This window comes from Sphingomonas sp. 28-62-20 (assembly GCF_002281505.1).
In genome coordinates this window covers 1-17,383 of record NZ_NCGH01000018.1, presented here as the reverse complement: position 1 = coordinate 17,383, position 17,383 = coordinate 1, and the positions used below count along the sequence as shown (strand labels likewise).

The 17,383-nt window shown below is 61.7% G+C and carries 17 protein-coding genes; 6 read left to right on the top strand and 11 right to left on the bottom strand.

Features of this window, described 5'->3' with window-relative positions; all coding sequences use genetic code 11:
• Positions 1-111 precede the first annotated feature (111 nt).
• A complete protein-coding gene (locus tag B7Y43_RS14720) occupies positions 112-1,611 on the top strand; it encodes an FMN-binding glutamate synthase family protein (protein ID WP_374132425.1) in 1,500 nt (499 codons plus the stop codon).
• 10 nt (positions 1,612-1,621) lie between these two features.
• Here the strand turns inward: B7Y43_RS14720 and B7Y43_RS14715 are convergent, their stop codons facing one another.
• The 10 genes from B7Y43_RS14715 to B7Y43_RS14670 form a co-directional block, all read right to left on the bottom strand.
• Positions 1,622-2,929 (bottom strand): APC family permease, encoded by a 1,308-nt coding sequence (locus tag B7Y43_RS14715; RefSeq protein ID WP_374132424.1) that lies wholly within the window; start codon positions 2,927-2,929, stop codon positions 1,622-1,624.
• Positions 2,930-3,086: 157 nt separating this feature from the next.
• Entirely contained in the window at positions 3,087-3,986 is a 900-nt protein-coding gene (locus B7Y43_RS14710; protein ID WP_374132423.1) for an SDR family NAD(P)-dependent oxidoreductase, read from the bottom strand.
• Positions 3,987-4,102: 116 nt separating this feature from the next.
• Positions 4,103-4,432 carry a hypothetical protein gene (locus B7Y43_RS14705; protein WP_374132422.1) on the bottom strand — a complete coding sequence of 110 codons (330 nt, stop codon included), beginning with the start codon at positions 4,430-4,432 and terminating at the stop codon, positions 4,103-4,105.
• Between the two features lie 86 nt (positions 4,433-4,518).
• Positions 4,519-5,211 (bottom strand): phosphate regulon transcriptional regulator PhoB, encoded by a 693-nt coding sequence (phoB, locus tag B7Y43_RS14700; protein ID WP_374132421.1) that lies wholly within the window; start codon positions 5,209-5,211, stop codon positions 4,519-4,521.
• Between the two features lie 27 nt (positions 5,212-5,238).
• Positions 5,239-5,925: a phosphate uptake regulator PhoU gene (gene phoU / locus B7Y43_RS14695; protein ID WP_374132420.1), complete on the bottom strand. Its 687-nt coding sequence runs from the start codon at positions 5,923-5,925 to the stop codon at positions 5,239-5,241.
• 23 nt (positions 5,926-5,948) lie between these two features.
• Positions 5,949-6,734 carry a phosphate ABC transporter ATP-binding protein gene (pstB, locus tag B7Y43_RS14690; protein ID WP_374132419.1) on the bottom strand — a complete coding sequence of 262 codons (786 nt, stop codon included), beginning with the start codon at positions 6,732-6,734 and terminating at the stop codon, positions 5,949-5,951.
• The gene (gene pstA / locus B7Y43_RS14685; RefSeq protein ID WP_374132418.1) at positions 6,734-8,005 is read right to left on the bottom strand and encodes a phosphate ABC transporter permease PstA; all 1,272 of its coding nucleotides are present in this window, start codon (positions 8,003-8,005) and stop codon (positions 6,734-6,736) included. Before pstA ends, pstB begins: the two co-directional genes overlap by 1 nt.
• Before the next feature lies 1 nt (position 8,006).
• Positions 8,007-9,383, bottom strand: coding sequence for a PstC family ABC transporter permease (gene pstC / locus B7Y43_RS14680; protein WP_374132417.1), 1,377 nt, complete (start codon positions 9,381-9,383; stop codon positions 8,007-8,009).
• Between the two features lie 75 nt (positions 9,384-9,458).
• Positions 9,459-10,508, bottom strand: a complete 1,050-nt coding sequence (locus tag B7Y43_RS14675) for a substrate-binding domain-containing protein (protein ID WP_374132416.1) — start codon at positions 10,506-10,508, stop codon at positions 9,459-9,461.
• 39 nt (positions 10,509-10,547) lie between these two features.
• Entirely contained in the window at positions 10,548-11,831 is a 1,284-nt protein-coding gene (locus B7Y43_RS14670; RefSeq protein WP_374132415.1) for an ATP-binding protein, read from the bottom strand.
• A 116-nt stretch (positions 11,832-11,947) separates the two neighbouring features.
• On the opposite strand from B7Y43_RS14670, the gene B7Y43_RS14665 reads away from it, so the two are divergent.
• The 5 genes from B7Y43_RS14665 (at position 11,948) to B7Y43_RS14645 (ending at position 15,719) form a co-directional block, all read left to right on the top strand.
• Positions 11,948-12,391, top strand: a complete 444-nt coding sequence (locus B7Y43_RS14665) for a hypothetical protein (protein WP_374132414.1) — start codon at positions 11,948-11,950, stop codon at positions 12,389-12,391.
• A gap of 5 nt (positions 12,392-12,396) precedes the next feature.
• Entirely contained in the window at positions 12,397-12,672 is a 276-nt protein-coding gene (locus B7Y43_RS14660) for an HPr-rel-A system PqqD family peptide chaperone (protein ID WP_374132413.1), read from the top strand.
• Positions 12,669-13,529: an HprK-related kinase A gene (locus B7Y43_RS14655; RefSeq protein WP_374132412.1), complete on the top strand. Its 861-nt coding sequence runs from the start codon at positions 12,669-12,671 to the stop codon at positions 13,527-13,529. Before B7Y43_RS14660 ends, B7Y43_RS14655 begins: the two co-directional genes overlap by 4 nt.
• Positions 13,526-14,542, top strand: a complete 1,017-nt coding sequence (locus B7Y43_RS14650; protein ID WP_374132411.1) for a nucleotidyltransferase family protein — start codon at positions 13,526-13,528, stop codon at positions 14,540-14,542. The genes B7Y43_RS14655 and B7Y43_RS14650 overlap by 4 nt, the downstream gene beginning before the upstream one ends.
• A 718-nt stretch (positions 14,543-15,260) precedes the next feature.
• On the top strand, positions 15,261-15,719 hold the full coding sequence (locus tag B7Y43_RS14645) for a hypothetical protein (RefSeq protein WP_374132410.1): 459 nt from the start codon (positions 15,261-15,263) through the stop codon (positions 15,717-15,719).
• An 851-nt stretch (positions 15,720-16,570) separates the two neighbouring features.
• Here the strand turns inward: B7Y43_RS14645 and B7Y43_RS14640 are convergent.
• Positions 16,571-17,161 carry an NADPH-dependent FMN reductase gene (locus B7Y43_RS14640; protein ID WP_374132475.1) on the bottom strand — a complete coding sequence of 197 codons (591 nt, stop codon included), beginning with the start codon at positions 17,159-17,161 and terminating at the stop codon, positions 16,571-16,573.
• Positions 17,162-17,383: the final 222 nt, after the last annotated feature.

The window sequence follows — 17,383 nt, the reverse complement described above, 5'->3', positions numbered from 1 at the left end:
GTACGGACGCTGAGCTACCCGTACCTTAGCGGACGGTGCTCTCCAACCCTGCTATCGTCACGCCTGTTTTGTCGGCGTCACCGCCTGACAGGGGACCGGGGGAGAAACATCATGGTCGAAATGTTGCCGTTCTGGCTGGTGGAGACGCTGCAGCTGCTGGCCTATGCCTTTATCTTCGTCGTGGGTGCCGGCGTTCTGCTCGTGCTGGCGATGTATCTGGCGGATATCGGCCAGACGCGCGATGCGATCCGCCGCAATTATCCAGTGGTGGGGCGGTTCCGTGATCTGTTCACGTCGCTGGGCGAATTCTTCCGCCAATATTTCTTCGCGATGGACCGCGAGGAAATGCCCTTCAACCGGGCCGAGCGGAACTGGATTTATGATACGGCAAAGGGGCATGACAACACGGTCGCCTTTGGATCGACCAAGAACATCATGCTGCCGGGTAGCGTCATCTTCGCCAATTGCGCCTTTCCCACGCTGGACGATGATGCGGCCAGAACCAAGCCGCTGCAGATCGGGCCCTATGCCGCGCACCCCTATATAGCACCGTCGATCTTCAATATTTCGGCGATGAGCTATGGCGCGCTGTCGACACCTGCGGTGCGGGCGCTGTCGCGCGGGGCGAAGCTGGCGGGGTGCTGGCTGAATACGGGTGAGGGCGGGCTGTCGCCGCATCATTTGTCGGGCGGGGCCGATATCGTCTTCCAGATTGGGACCGCCAAATATGGCGTACGCGACGAGGACGGCAATCTGAGCGACGACAAATTGCGCGAGATGGCGGCGCTGGACCAAATTCGGATGTTTGAGGTCAAGCTGTCGCAGGGGGCAAAGCCTGGCAAGGGAGGCATCCTGCCTGGGGCCAAGGTGACCGATGAGATCGCCGCCATTCGCGGCATTCGCGCGGGCGAGGATTCGATTTCACCGAACCGCCATCCTGAGATCGACAATGTTGGCGAGCTGCTCGACTTTATCGACCGGGTGCGCCGGGTGACGGGCAAGCCAACCGGGTTCAAATCAGTGATTGGTGCCTATGGGTGGCTCGACACTCTTTGCGTCGAAATCCACCGGCGCGGGATTGAGAGCGCGCCTGATTTCATCACGATCGACGGCGGTGACGGCGGCACTGGGGCGGCACCGATGCCGTTGATGGATAATGTCGGGCTGACGCTGAGGGAATCGCTGCCAATGGTGGCGGATATCCTGCACCGTCACGGCCTGCGCGATCGCGTGAGGGTGATCGCGTCGGGCAAGCTGGTGACGCCGGCCGACGTCGCCTGGGCGCTGTGTACCGGCGCGGATTTCGTCAATTCGGCGCGTGGTTTCATGTTCTCGCTGGGGTGTATCCAAGCGCTGAAGTGCAACAAGAATACCTGCCCGACCGGCATCACCACCCACAACCAGCGGCTGCAAAAGGGCCTCAACCCGCAGGACAAGGCGGTGAAGGTTGCGAATTACTGCAAAAACCTGGTCCATGAGGTCGAGGTGATCGCGCATAGCTGCGGCGTCGGCGAACCGCGCGCGCTCCGCCGCTATCATGTCCGGGTGGTGCAGGCGAATGGCAAGTCGGTGCCCATGGATGAGCTTTACCCGGTACCGGCAATAGGGTGATCGATAGCGTTTAAGTCGCCGCAATCGGATCACGAGACCGTACGGCGCGGGTGACCGAATATACCGCAATCCCGATGATCGCGGCGACCCCCAGCGATATCCAGGACTTGGCTTCGCTGCCTGCGATCAGCGCGAGGCAGACGGACGCTGCTGCGACGACGATTAGCCCGGTGCGCACCGATCCGCTTGGGGCGTGGCGTCGCTCAATGACGGGCAGCGCGGCAATGCAGCCCAGATAGACGATCAGCCGCGATGCCACGCTGAGCACCGCCAGCGCCGCAAAGCCGCCGCTGAACGACAATCCGACCAAAACGGCCATGATGAAGATGACTGCGTTGCGCGGGACTGCATCTTTGGGGCTGACCTGGCCGAACCAACGCGGCAGGCCGCCCAATGCCTCCAACGCCAGCAACCGGCGCGACAAAAACAGCATGTTGTTGGTGATATTGCCGAATATCGACAATGTCGCCGTCGCGAGCATGAGCACTGCCCCGGCACTGCCAATTAGCACCATGGCCATCGTTGATAGCGGGGCGGTGTCGGTTGCGGACGGGGAATAGGCGGTCGCGACATAGCCCCAGACCAACAGTGCATAGAGCAAGCTGACGGCGAGAAACACACCAACAACGGCGCGCGGCATATCCCGTTTAGGATTACGCGCTTCGCCCGCCAGCGTCAGGGCGCCTTCGAAGCCGGTAAAAGCATAAGCCGACAGCAAGGCCGCCTGGCTCAGCGACCATGTTGATGCCGGGCGCACGCTCGCGCCATCGCTGACCACCAGGGGTATGGCGAGGACGATCAATAGCGCCAGGGGAGCAAGCTTCATCACCGACAGCACGCCCAAAATGCGGGCAACACCATTTGTGCGATTCAGATTGACGATGAAGATCAGCAGCAATGCGCCAAGGACCACGGCCATATGAGCCTGCAGGCTTGATTCCGGCATGCCCCAGCCCCGCAAGGCATAATCGGCGAGCAGGTTAACGTTGGCGGCAGCCGATGCGGTGGTCGATAGCAGCTGCATCCACCCGATCTGGAAAGCGGCGGTCGTGCCGAAGGCGGCCTCCACATATTGAATTGGCCCGCCGGTGCCGTCGAACAACCGCGCCAGCCGCGCGACGACGAGCACAATCGGCAGCATCGCCAGCCCGACGAGCAGCACAATCACCGGTGCCCAGCCACCCGCGCTATTGGCGACGCTGGCGGGCAAGCCGAATATCCCTGCGCCGATAAGACCGTTGAGCACCATCGCGATCAGCCCCCACAGCCCGACGCTGCGGATCAGCTTTCCATTGGTGAAGGTGGGGGGGGATGTCATCGTGCGATCAAGGTTGCACGAATGAATCGGGGCCGCAATTAGACCGGTGCTTATATCGACCTCCGTTCGGGCTGAGCGAAGTCGAAGCCCAGGCGCTGCGCTTGCCCTTCGACTTCGCTCAGGGCGAACGGAGGTGGGGGTTGTCGGATGACGGTCGTTACTTGGCCTGCAGCAGCTTCAGGATGCTCAGCGATTGCTCGCTGCCCGATTGCGGGGTGAGTTCGCCGGCGCGGTCGGTAATCTCTGCCCAATGGGCGGCGATACCTTCGGGCGACAGCTCGTCGCCGGTCAGCAGCTTACCCTGGGTCAGCGTGACATAGGCCGCCTGGAACACACCCGCGCCTGCGCCGATGATCATGTTGGTCGGGGCATCCTCTGACACCAGGAACAGCGCGGCAGGCGCGACTTTCTCTGGCGCGAAGGCGGCGAAGGCTTCGGCCGGGAACAGATCCTCGGTCATCCGCGTGCCAGCGGTCGGCGCAATCGTGTTGACCTTGATGTTGTTCTTGGCGCCCTCGATCGCCAGCGTCTTGGTCAGGCCGGCGAGGCCTAGTTTGGCCGCGCCATAATTGGCCTGGCCGAAATTGCCGTAGAGGCCGGTTGACGACGCGGTCATCAGCACGCGGCCGTAATTTTGCGCGCGCATCGTCTCCCACACTGCCTTGGTGCAATTGGCCGAGCCATTGAGGTGCACATCGACGACGAACTTGAAATCGGCCGGTTCCATCTTGGCGAAGCTCTTGTCGCGCAGCACGCCGGCATTGTTGATGAGAATGTCGACCGATCCCCATTTCGCCTTGGCTGCCTCGACCATCGCGACCATCTGGTCATATTCAGTGACGCTGCCGCCATTCGACATGGCGGTGCCGCCAGCTGCCTCGATTTCCTCGACGACCTTCAGCGCCGTATCGGAATGCCCGGTGCCATCGCGTGATCCGCCGAGATCATTGACCACCACTTTCGCGCCGCGCCGCGCCAGTTCGAGCGCATAGGCGCGGCCCAGGCCGCCGCCTGCGCCGGTGACGATGGCAACGCGGTTTTCGAAACTGATGGTCATAGCGCTCTTCCTCTATTGATATCTGGTGCGCTTCCTATTCGATTGATCGGGCGGTGCAAGCGGGACCGTCATCATTACGGCCCCGCCACGACGCTATAACCACGATAACCGCGATATCAGCGTGGCCGCTTGGCCCGGCGGTGCTTTTTGGCAGGGCCGTTGCCTGGCTCCATACAATGATCGAACTCGCCCGCCTTGCAGAGCGGATAAGGATCGAGCGCTGGTGCTGGCAGCGTCGATTCCGGGGCGACGGCGAGCATGCTTTGATTGGCGCGCGCGGCGGTATTGGTTTGCAGATCAGCCTCACGCGATCGCGGTCCGGTCGATGGTGTCGTCGCGGTCGACAGCGCGGTATCTGGGATACCGTTGGTGGTGGTGGGGCCGGTCTGTGCGACCAAGGGGCTGGCCAGCAAGACCAAGCTGGTTAGGATATAAGTGGATTTCATCTTGTCTCTCCTGGCGAAGGGTCGGGGGCAGCCGAAGCCGCACCCTGACCAAACGCCGGGAGGAGGATTAGGGTCCGGATCGGCGCTCAGGCGCCCGAATCGAGCGCATAGCCCGCCGAGCGGACGGTGCGGATGATATCCGGCCGGTCGCCATTGTTGATCGCCTTGCGCAGCCGCCGGATATGGACGTCCACTGTGCGCGATTCGATGTCCGAATCATGGCCCCAGACCGCGTCGAGCAAGCGTTCGCGGCTGAACACCCAGCCGGGATGCTCCAGGAAATGCTTGAGCAACCGGAATTCGGTGGGACCGAGCGGGATCACCTCGCCCGACCGACGGACCTTATGGCCAACCGTGTCCATCTCGATATCGGCATAGGTCAGCTGCTCACCAGCGAGCGCGGGACGCACGCGGCGCAGCACCGCGCCAACACGCGCAACGAGCTCGCGGGGCGAGAAAGGCTTGGTGACGTAATCATCGGCGCCCGTTTCCAGACCGCGCACCCGATCTTCCTCTTCGCCGCGCGCGGTGAGCATGATGATCGGCACATTCGCCGTCTCTGGCATGCGGCGCAGGCGGCGGCAGACTTCGATGCCCGACAGTCCCTCGACCATCCAGTCGAGCAGGACGATATCGGGGGTGGCCTCCTTGGCGAGCAGCAGCGCTTCTTCGCCATCGGGGGTTTGCTGAACCTCGAAATCCTCGCGCTTGAAATGCCAGATCAGCAATTCGGCGAGGGCGGCGTCATCTTCGACGAGCAACATCTTGGCGCGGGCCATTATTCGTCTCCGTTCAGTGGGCTTTAATCAGTGAATTGGGGCAGCGCCGCGTTCGCGCTCCCCCATGTGAACGCCTGTGGCCGCATAATAGACCATCTCGGCGATGTTGGTCGCGTGGTCGCCCACGCGTTCCAGGTTCTTGGCGATGAACAGTAGATGCGCGACCTGGCCGATGCTGGCCGGGTTTTCCATCATATAGGTGACGAGGACGCGGAACAGGCTGTTGTAAAAATCATCGACCGCGCGGTCGCTTTCGCAGACCCTGATGGCGGCTTCGGCATCGCGCGCTGCATAGGCATCGAGCACGTCATGCACCATCGTTGTCGCCAGGCCAGCCATGGCGGGCAGCACCGATAGCGGCTCGATATCGCCATGATCTTCGATGGCGGCAACGCGGCGGGCGATGTTTTTGGCATAATCGCCGATCCGTTCAATCACCCCGGCAATCTTGAGCGCAGCAACAACCTCACGCAGATCATTGGCAAGCGGCGCGCGCAAGGCGATTAGCTGGACCGCCAGCCGCTCCACCTGCATTTCGATAGCGTCAATCTGCTTGTCGCCAGAGACAATCGCCTCGGCGCCTTCCAGGTCGTGGCGCTTCAGCGCGTTCATCGCGCCGACAATCGCATGTTCGGCAAGACCGCCCATCTGCGCGATCAACCCGCGAAGTTCCCCAATATCTTCATCAAACGCCTTAACTGTATGATCAACCAATGATTTTCTCGATCTTGAAACAATCAGCCATAACGGCCGGTGATGTAATCCTTGGTCCGCTCCTGGCGGGGATTGGTGAAAATGTCCGAAGTCGTGCCATATTCGACGAGCGTGCCGAGATGGAAAAACGCCGTGCGCTGCGAAACGCGGGCGGCCTGCTGCATGTTATGGGTGACGATGACGATGGCGTAGCGGCCTTTCAGCTCGTGGATCAGTTCCTCGATCTTGGCGGTCGCGATTGGGTCCAGCGCGCTGCACGGTTCGTCCATCAGGATCACTTCGGGGTCGACCGCGATGGCGCGCGCGATGCACAGCCGCTGCTGCTGCCCGCCCGATAAGGCGGTGCCGCTGTCGCTCAGTCGGTCCTTGACCTCTTCCCACAAGCCAGCGCGGCGCAGCGATTGCTCGACGGCGGCATCAAGCTGCGCCTTGGTCGACGCCAGCCCATGGATACGTGGGCCATAGGCGACATTTTCATAGATGGATTTGGGGAAGGGATTCGGCTTTTGAAACACCATCCCGACGCGCGCGCGCAGCTGCACCACGTCCATCTCGGCAGCGTAAATATCCTCGCCATCCAGCCGAATATCGCCCGACACGCGCGCGATGGGGATGGTGTCATTCATGCGGTTGAGCGTGCGCAAAAAGGTCGATTTGCCGCAGCCCGACGGGCCGATCAGCGAGGTGACATGATCCTTGTCGACGTCCAGCGAAACATCATCGATCGCCTGTTTGGGGCCATAGAATACATTTACGTGCTTCGCCGTCATCTTGGGCGCGCGCGCGGGCGAAAGGGGGGAAGCGTTCATTACCAGCGGGTCTCGAATTTGTTGCGGAGATAGATGGCGACCCCGTTCATCGCGAGCAGGAAGACGAGCAGCACGATGATCGCCGCGCTGGTTTTTTCGATGAAGCCACGGCTCACTTCGTCCGACCAGAGGAAGATCTGGACGGGCAAGACCGTCGCCGGATCGGTCAATCGTGCCGGCGGCGTGGCGATAAAGGCGCGCATGCCGATCATCAGGAGCGGCGCAGTTTCGCCCAGGGCGCGCGCCATGCCGATGATCGTCCCGGTGAGGATGCCCGGCAGCGCCAGGGGCAGGACATGGTGGAAGACCACCTGAATCGGGCTCGCGCCAACGCCCAGCGCGGCGTCGCGGATCGACGGCGGCACCGATTTGATGGCGTTGCGCCCGGCGATGACGATCACCGGCATCGTCATCAACGCCAGCGTCAAGCCGCCCACCAACGATGCCGATCGGGGCAGGTGGAAGGTGTTGAGAAACACTGCCAGGCCAAGCAGGCCGAAGATGATTGATGGGACCGCAGCAAGGTTGTTGATCGATACCTCGATCAGATCGGTCCAGCGGTTTCGGGGCGCATATTCTTCGAGATATAACGCTGAAAGCACGCCAACCGGAAAGGCAATCGACAGCGTCACCAACATCGTCAGCAATGACCCCTTCAGCGCCCCCCAAATGCCAACGATTGTGGGATCGGTTGAATCGGATTCGGTCAAGAACGGCCAGTTGAAGACGGTGTGGAGCCGCCCATTGCGCTGCAACTGCGCGACGGTCGCCTCTGCGGCGGGCGATCCCTTACCCTTGGAAGCGATATCGAGTTCAGTCGATGCGGGTACGCGCAGCATCACCCGGCGGCCGAGCAGCGACGGATCGGCCTTTAGCTGGTCGCGCACGCGCAGCCATGCCCCGTCCGAAAGCAGGGCATCGCCACCCCGACCAAAGGCGACGACAGCGGCGCGCGATGTTGCTTCGGCCAGCCCAGCACCGGCCAGCGCCAGATCGGCGCCTTCCCCCTTCAGTCGATCCGCTTCCAGGGCCAGGCCGGCACGGGGAAAATCGAACGGCAGGGTGATTTCGGTTTGCGTGAACCCTTGAGCGCCGTTGATCGCCATGGTCGCCAGCAGGAACACCAGAAAACCGGCCGACATGATTACGGCGCCCAGGCCAAATAGCCGGAATCGGCGTTCGGCGGCATAGCGCCGACGGATGCGCTGCTGCATCGCGTTTGCACGCCAGTCAGTGGGCGCACGATCGGGCTGGATCGGGGGAAGGCCCATCTTATTCATATGCTTCACGATAGCGTTTGACCACCGTCAGCGCGACGATGTTGAGCAGCAGCGTGACGACAAACAGCGTCAGCCCCAGCGCAAAAGCGGCCAATGTCTTGGGGCTGTCAAACTCAGCCTCGCCGGTCAGCAGATCGACGATCTGCTTGGTAACGGTCGTCGCGCTGGCCAGCGGGTTGATGCTGAGCGTGGCGATGCCAGAGGCCGCCATCACCACGATCATCGTCTCACCAATCGCGCGGCTGATCGCGAGCAGTACGCCGCCAACCACGCCGGGCAGTGCTGCCGGTAATAACACCCGCCGGATCGTCTCCGATGTCGTTGCGCCCATCGCCAGCGACCCATCGCGCATCGCGGCGGGGACGGCAGCGATCGAATCATCGGCCATGGAGGATACAAACGGGATGATCATCACCCCCATCACCAGCCCGGCCGCCAGCGCGCTTTCCGAACTAGCCGCGCTATAGCCCGCTGCCACCGCCAGATCGCGCACGGCGGGCGCAACCGTCAGCGCCGCGAAATAGCCATAGACCACGGTTGGCACCCCGGCGAGCACCTCCAAAATTGGTTTCATCCAGCGGCGCACCCGCGGGGCGGCATATTGCGTCAGATAGATCGCGCTCATCAGCCCGAAGGGAATGGCGACGATCATCGCGATCACCGCGCCGATGAAGAAGGTCCCCCAGAATAGCGGCACCGCGCCCAGTGATGCCCCCGGATCGCGCGCATCGATCACCTGCGGGCTCCAATGCGTGCCGGCCAGGAAATCCAGGATCGGCACCATTTGAAAGAAGCGCCAGGATTCAAAGAGCAGCGAACCGACAATCCCCGCCGTCGTCAGGATCGCGATCAGCGATGCGGTGAGCAGCAACAGCATCACCACCCGTTCGATCCGGGTGCGCGCCCGGAAATCCGGCTTCACCCGGACATAGGCATAGGCACCACAGGAGAGCGCCAGCAGCAGCGCCAGCGTTGATCCCATCCAGTTGTAGCGTAATTGAGCGCTGGCATAGGCGGGGGCCAGCGCCTGGGCAAGCGGGTTGCCGCTGCCGAAATGGTTGCCTTGCGCAATCGACCGGGCTTCTGAAAGGACGGCCGCGCGCTCAAAGCCGGGCGGGGGCAGATTGGCGGCGATCGGCACCTGCAGCACGGTGTTGGTGACCATGCCGGGGGTGATGAACAGCCAGGCCGTTACGAAGATTAACGCCGGGATCACCACCCACATGGCGACATAGGTGCCATGGTGAGACGGCAACGAGCTGAATCGCCGCGCCGCGCCGCGCCGGAAACCAACCGCGCGGACGCGCGCTGTCAGCCAGCCGATCAGACCGAGACCGGCGATGAGAAAAAGGAGCAGCAACGTGGGCAAGGGCGATATTCTTCAACTTATCTGGAAACAAAAGGCAGGATGGCGCTGATCATCAGCACCATCCTGCCGAAAACGTTAGTTCAGGGTGCGGCCGTCGAGGGTTGTGCCGTTCTTGATAATCGCCGCCGATGCATCGCGCACCGATTGCGGGGCCGCGATCAAGCCGCGCTTCACGAGTGGACCACCCGGTCCCCAGGCACCGGCAAAGGCATCCAGGAACTGCGGCAGGCCAGGAATGGCGGTGAGGTGCGCCTTTTTCACATAGATGAACAAAGGGCGCGATCCAGGGTAGGTGCCCGCCGTAATCGTCTCATAGGTTGGCGTGACACCGCTGATCGGCACGCCGATCAACTTGTCAGCGTTTTCCTCAAGATAGCTATAGCCGAAAATGCCAACGGCATTGGGGTTTGACTGGAGCTTCTGGACGATCAGATTGTCATTCTCGCCGGCATCGACATAGGGGCCGTCATCGCGAATGCGGGTACAGGCATTGGCAAAATCGTCAGGCTTTTTGTCCTTCATGGCGATGCTAGCGGGATAGATGGCAGCACAACCGCGCGCCATGATCAGTTCGGCCAGCGCATCGCGGGTGCCGCTGGTCGCTGGTGGGCCATAAACCTGGATCGCGACAGCGGGCAGCGCCGGATTGACGTCTTTCCAGGTCTTGGCAGTGTTGGGCATGCCGCGCGGATTGGCGGCGAGCGCCAGATAGATGTCAACCGGCGTCAGCTGCAGCTTCGGCCCGTCCGTGCCCTCGGCAAAGGCAATGCCGTCAAGCCCGACCTGGATTTCCATGATCCGATCGGCACCATTTGCTGTGCACGTCGTGAATTCAGTCAGCTTCATCCGGCGCGATGCATCGACAATATCGGGGTGCCGCGCGCCGACCCCGGCGCAGAACAGCTTCATGCCAGCACCAGTACCCGTCGATTCAACGACTGGTGCCTTCATGCCGGGGTTTTTGTTGACGAATTGTTCGGCGACTAAGGTCGTAAAAGGATAGACCGTCGATGACCCAACGGCCTTGATCTGGTCGCGCGATCCCGCGCCGCCGCCATTGGCCTGATCGGTACATGCCGAGAGCGTAAGCGCAGTAACCGCCAAAATCGCGAGATGACGTCGCATCGAATCCCTCCTTGCAGGACTGTTCCCGCGGCGCCGCTATCACCCCGAACGGGTTGCCTCTGTGACAGTAGGGTTACCGTTTGATGACAGGGCCTCCTGGCGCGGGGCGGTGTTGGGGATGGCGGGCAGCAGAATCGACGCAGTTGTGCCCTTGCCGACGATGCTGGTGATATCGAGCCGACCGCGATGGCGCTCGATAATATGTTTGACGATGGCAAGGCCAAGGCCGGTGCCCCCCAATGATCGGCTCCGCCCGGCATCGACTCGGTAGAATCGCTCGGTCAGTCTGGGCAGATGTTCGGGCGCGATGCCGTCGCCCTCGTCAGCCACGCTGATTCGCACCATCCCGGTCTGATCGACCCATAATCGCGAGATAACCGGCGTGCCCGGACGGCCATATTTCATCGCGTTACCGATCAGATTGTGCAGCACCTGCGACAATTGCGCGCGGTCGCCCGTGACCGGGGGGACATTGGCCTCGATATCGCTGACCAGATCGGCACCGCGTTTGTCATGCGAATCAGCGATTTCGGCATGCACCTCTTCCATCAGCTGGCGCAGATCGATGGCGGTTGCTGGCACGCGGTATTTCTCCGCTTCGATCCGGCTGAGCGAGATCAGATCTTCGACCAGGCGCTGCATGCGCCGGGCTTCGTCGAACATCACTTTCAAAAAACGCGAACGCACATCGGGATCGCCGCCAGCCTTTTCATCGCTCAGCGTTTCGACAAAACCCAGGATGGAGGCGAGTGGGGTGCGCAGTTCATGGCTGGCGTTCGCGACGAAATCCACGCGCATCCGTTCGGCTGCATAACTGCCGGTCTGATCGATCAAATGCACCACGCGGCGGCCATCCGACATGGTCGTCACGCGCATTTCCCAGCGTTGATCAAGCGTACCCAGCCCAACCAGGTTGATCGGCCGGGTTGAATTGCTCCGCATCTCGGTCAGCCGTTCGGCGGCGGCCGGGTGGCGAATCGCCAGGCGGACATCCTCGCCAATGATATGCCCGCCGAGCAAAACCCGTGCGGGTTGATTGGCATGGCCGACGCGGCCATCGGCGACGATCAGGATCGGCTCGATGACAGCTTCGATCATTTCGTCGATATCGATCGGGTTCGCCCTGCGGTCGACTGGGTCGGCAATCACCGCTGGTTCGGGCGCGACATCGCCGGTGCCCGCAGCGACCAGCACGGCTGCAACGCCGCCGACCAGCACGATCAGCCCGCCCTGCAGGCCCTGTTCGAGCATGACGATTGCAATCGCCGCGACGACGATGACGGCGATTGCGGTGAGCGTCCGATAACCAAAGGCGTCAAGCATTGGCCATGTCTAGCGCAATCCGCGCGCGGCGGCGAGTATGGTTACCCGGCTTGCACTCAATTTACGATTGTGAAAGGGCCACAGGATCATATTCGGGGCAGCATGATGGAACGGCCATGAGCGACGATATTCCCCCGGCAGAAGCGCCCCCGCCGCTGCCCGCGACGCCGTCCTTGGCGGCAGCAGCAGAGGCCATGCCAACTCGGCGGCGTGCGTTGATGCTCGGCGCGGTCGGTGCAACCGCCATCGTCTCGATCCGCCCGGCGCTCGCGCAAACCACGGCTTCAGTGCTCACCTGCGAAATTCCAGTGCCCGATCCCGCCCGTGCCGGCAGCTACATTGCCGCCGATGGTTCATTGGTGCCCGCCGGAACAGCGGGTGCCTTTCCGCCAGCGCGCGTGCCGTTCAAGGGCGAAGATGTCCGCCGTGCCATGGCTGGCGGGCGGTTGCCGGGGATGGATAGCGATCGTACCCGCGCTTATCTGCAATATATTCGGCGCCTGCAATCGGGCACCAGCGGCTTTACCTGTTTCGCCTCGCTGCAGATGCCGCGCGGCTAGGCGCCGTGTCGGCACCAGTCTATCGATCGGTGTCAGCCGCCACTTTGCGGGCCACGCAGCTTGATGAATTGACGCTGGTGTATCACCGCGCGTCGGGCATTACCCATATCCTTGCTCCCCCCGCCCCCGAAATTCTTGATGCCCTGGCGCCTGAAGCATTGACCGGCGCGGCGCTGCTCGCGCGCTTGGGCGACGAATATGATCTGGGCGACGCTGATTCCGTCGCGTTGCTGGCCCGGCTGGATGAACTTGTCGCCGCCGGGCTGGTCGAACGACGATGAGGTTTGCCCATCAAGTGAAGATTGGCCCGATCGGCTTTCGCATCGGATCGGATTGGTCCGCACCAATTGCCGCCCTGCGCGCACTCTACAGCGATTATCCTGCACCGGAGGGCGGCGTGCCCGATTTCACCGTGCGGCTGTTCGCTGCGCGACCGTGGCGGCGCTTCATTCGCCCCTCAGTGATGATCGGCGGTGATTATGTCCTGCCCGAAGCGGCGCCATTGCCCATCGCCCAGGGGCTGCTGGCGGCAGAAATGGGCATGAACCTGCAAATGGCGCTCGGCCAGCGGCGCTATCTGCTGCTCCACGCCTCAGTCGTCGAACGCGACGGGCGCGCGCTGTTGATGACCGGCGAATCGGGCGCGGGCAAATCGACGCTGGCGGCCTTGCTGGCGGCGCGCGGCTGGCGGCTGATGGGCGATGAATTCGCGCTGATCGATCCGGCTAGCGGGCTGGTGCACGCCTTTCCCCGGCTGGTCAGTTTGAAAAATGCCGCGATCAGCGTGGTGGAAATGGCGGTGCCCAGCGCTCGGTTCGGCCCGCTGCTGGCAGGCACGCCCAAGGGCGATATCCGACATCTTGTGCCCGACGCCAACGCTATTGCGACAATGGACCAGCCGGCGCGCCCCGCCTTGCTGCTCTTCCCGCGCTTTGGGCTTGAAGCCGCGATGCGCCCGGTACCGCCCAGCGAAGTGTTCGTCCGGCTGACTCAGGCGTCGACCAACTATGTCGCCATGGGCGAACGCGGCTTTGATGCGCTGACCGGGTTGGTCGGCCAGATCCCCGCCCAGGCAATCGATTACCCCGATACGCAAACGGCGATCGACCTGGTTGAGCAGCTATGGGCGTCGACATGAACCGCGCCGCCTGGCTGCTTGCCGATGCGCTGCGCGATCCGGCGACGACGGCTGATCTGGACCCGGCGGGCTGGACGTCGCTGCTCGCCATGGCGCGCGCCGAACAGTTAATCGGTTCGCTTGCGCACCGGCTTGGCGGTTTGCCGGTGCCGACTGCGGTCGCACGTCTCCTCGCTGATGCTCGCGCTTCTGCCGAACAGGGGCGGGTGGCGGCGCTGTGGGAGGCCGAAATGGCGCGCCGCGCGCTCGCGCCGCTGGATCGGTCGGTCGTGCTGCTGAAAGGGACCGCCTTTGTCGCGGCCGGACTGGCAGCGGGGCAGGGGCGCTCGATCGGCGATCTCGACATTCTCGTGCCGCGCGACGCCCTTGATGCGGTCGAGGCGGCGTTGCTCGCCAGCGGCTGGGAATGGGTCAAGCCTGACCCTTATGATGACAGCTATTATCGCCGCTGGATGCATGAACTGCCGCCGCTGATTCACCGTGATCGTGACCGGATGATCGATGTCCATCACAGCATCCTGCCGCTCACTGCGCGGATCACCCCCGATCCCGCGGCGATTATCGCCGACAGTATTGCCCTGGAAAATGGTCTGCGCGTGCCCGCGCCCGCCGACATGATCGTTCATGCCGCTGCACATCTCTTTGCAGACGGCGATCTGGCGGGTGGGATGCGCAATCTGTGGGACGTCGATCGCTTGATTGGCGAATTCGGACTGGCAGGTGTTGCGGCCCGCGCCGCGCATCACGGGCTGACGCGCGAGGTCCGCCGCGCGGTGCGGCTTGCGCACGCACTTTATGGCACGGAGATTCCCCCTGATTGGGCCACGCCTAACCGGACCGACGCGCTCTATCTGCGTCGGCTCACCGCGCGCGACGGCTGGGGCAGGGCGACTCGCCCGGTAACACGGTTCGGCTTTTATGTTCGGTCGCATTGGCTGCGCATGCCGCCCCATCTGCTGGTGCGGCATTTATGGACGAAATGGCGCGGCAATGGGCCGTCCGCTCGCCTGTAAAGCTGACGCTTGCACCCGCGCATGGCCGTCGGTATAGGCCCGCTTCCATGCCAGCCTGGTAGAGCACTGCCTTCGGGAGGCAGGGGCCGGAGGTTCGAATCCTCTCTTCCCGACCAGCAATCATTTATACAACAATATCATGTATTTATGCGAATTTCGCACGCTTGAAATATACAGCAAAATATACAGGGCGATTGCAAGGAATACGGGCGGGAAACCAAAGTTTTACGGTTGACCCACCGGCGCTCGGCTGCAACGCGCATTGCGGATGATCCCGCCAAATATCCAACCAGCCAAAAAGCGTCCAAAGCTGCAAAAAGTCGACGCGCTATCGCTTCTTCGAATGGATGATCCGGCCATCCACCGGGACGCACAACTCCTTGAAATTCTGAAAGAAAGAGTACGGCGCAACATGAAGAGGCCATCTCAGCGTGGCCCGCTCAAAATCAAGCCCTCACTATATAAGAGATACAGGGGAAATGGATTCCCTATAAGATCCGTTAAAGGCAGGCAGCTTCCTAAGTGGAGATCAATCTCTCCATGGCTCAAGGTTCAAATGGCTCAATTGGTTCTGGGTGAAACGGGGTTCATGCCCTTCAGGGTTCATCTGGATCAGGGCGTCTTGGATCACCTGGTTCAAATCGGTAAGGATCCCAAAGACTACCTCCGGGACTAAATCAGTCGGCAGTTGAGTCCGCGGTTCGGCGGGACCGTACCGATGTTCTTTTTCGTCATGGAAGACCGGGACAAAAACGGCGCCACCGTGGCACCCCATGCCCATGGCGCAATCGAAGCGCTCTGTGCGCCATTGCCAACGCTACAGAATGGACGGGTCGCTGTGGCGCTTAGGCGGATTGCGGCAAAGGAGGGGAAGCAGACCGCAGAGCTGGTTTGGGGAAAGCGGCTAATCCGACAGGCATTGCGCGCGGCAAGCGGTCCGATTGGTAACAACACCAATTCGAAATCGATCAGCGCGGCATCCAGGGTCTGGCTACATGATCCTCGGCTGCCGATCTTCAATACGCAGCATGTCGATTATATGTTCAAAAACGCCGCAAAATTCAGTTCAACCCTTCCTATGCGACGCCTCGCCATTCGAAGCGAACTGATAGCTGAAGCCACGCTACTCTGGAGGTTGGCTACCCAAGGCGAGAGCATAATGCTTTTGCTCATTTGATCTGGCCGGTGTGATCCTCAAAATTGGATCGGCCTGGCGAATGCGATCAAGCGGTGCCGGCCAGCTGGTCGAGACGCACGGTCGACTTTGAATAGTAGCGGAGCGCCGTTAGAGAACTTAATCGCCGTGGAATTGATTGTGCAATAGAGCCCCGCACAGCGCAATTCTGGCTGCGGCGCTGCGGCGCTGCGGCCCTGGCAGTTCGTTTGAATCGCTCTGTACGGCTCCCTGAGGGCCTCAGAAGCCCCTTGGGGTTCAAGCTTCGAATAACTGCGATGCGGGAGGGATAATCGGCGACACAAATTGCAGATTGGACGGACCTTGTATGTACAGTTGTTGGTCGTTTGTTGACGCTTTTCGAGGTTTTTTTGTCAACAAGATCACGCTGTGAGATTCACCTGAGTGCTCAACAGTAGCGGGAATCTGCCAGAAATGGCAGGATCTGAGATCCTCGCCTGTTTGACGCCGCCAAATTCTAAGGTTGGGCGGCTCATTCCATCTCGAATTCCATGGTATTCACTGTTCCTAATATTGCCTTGAGAAGCAGATGCGAGATCCAGTTGGTCAAAAATCGTTCGAGCAATCGGCGAAATCCAGCGGTGCCGCGGCACTCACCCCGCGACCTCGGCATCGGGCTTGCCGGCGATCAGCGCATTGACCCAGGCGAGGCACAGGTCGCGGCCGCGATAACTGCCCCATTTCGCCGCTTCTTGCGCGGAGACGATGGGGAAGGTCGAATAGATGTAGCGGATGTCGAAGCCGCAACGACCCAGATGCGGACTATCGGCGACCCTCGTCCGCTGACCGGAATCTGACGTTTGTTCAGGAGAAGCTCTCCGATTTTAAGCTCATCAATACGGCGGGGCTTGCGCCGTCCGTTGACGTGCGGCCGCAGCAGCCCAAAATTCGAGATCGGCAGCAAAACGCGGGAACCGCTGATCGAGCATTTTCCCGCCCTTCCCCTGCGGGAGGCTGTCGGCATCGAGGGCCTCGCCGACGCTACCGAGTACGATCGTGCTCGAAATGACGACCATTCCCATTTCCGACAGCGTCGGATGCCAGGCCATTGCCGCGCGGGCACCGCCGACTTGTCCCGGTGAATAGCTGACGATCGCGGCCGGCCGCCAGAACCACTCTTCGAGGAAATGGTCGGTCAAGTTTTTCAGGCCAGGCTGCATGCCCCAGTTGTATTCGCCGATGACGAACACAAAGCCGTCCGCCGCACGGATCTTTGCCGCCAGTTCTGCCATCGCCGGGGGTGCTTCGGCTGACGGATATTCTTTGAACATCCGGTCGAGCATCGGCAGATTAATCGCTTTGGCGTCGATCAGTTCGGCATCATGGCCGCGATCGGCGAGTCTTTGTCGGACATAGTTCGCAAAACGAATGCCGACACGGTCGCGGCGATAGGATCCGTAGAATACGAGCATCTTCATGTTGATTTCACCTGTCGATTCCGGCCTGCTTGCATTCACGGCTGTTTAACGACCGTTGCAAGCGCATGGGCCCCGCCAGCCTTGGCAGCGGAGCCCGTTCCTTGTCATCGATCCGATCAATCGGATCAGTTACCGTGATGGACGTCTGACGACAGCAACACCGTCGGCACCTTGCCGCGATTGATCCAGTAATGCGAAATCCCATCGGCTTCGCGCGCGATGTCGCCG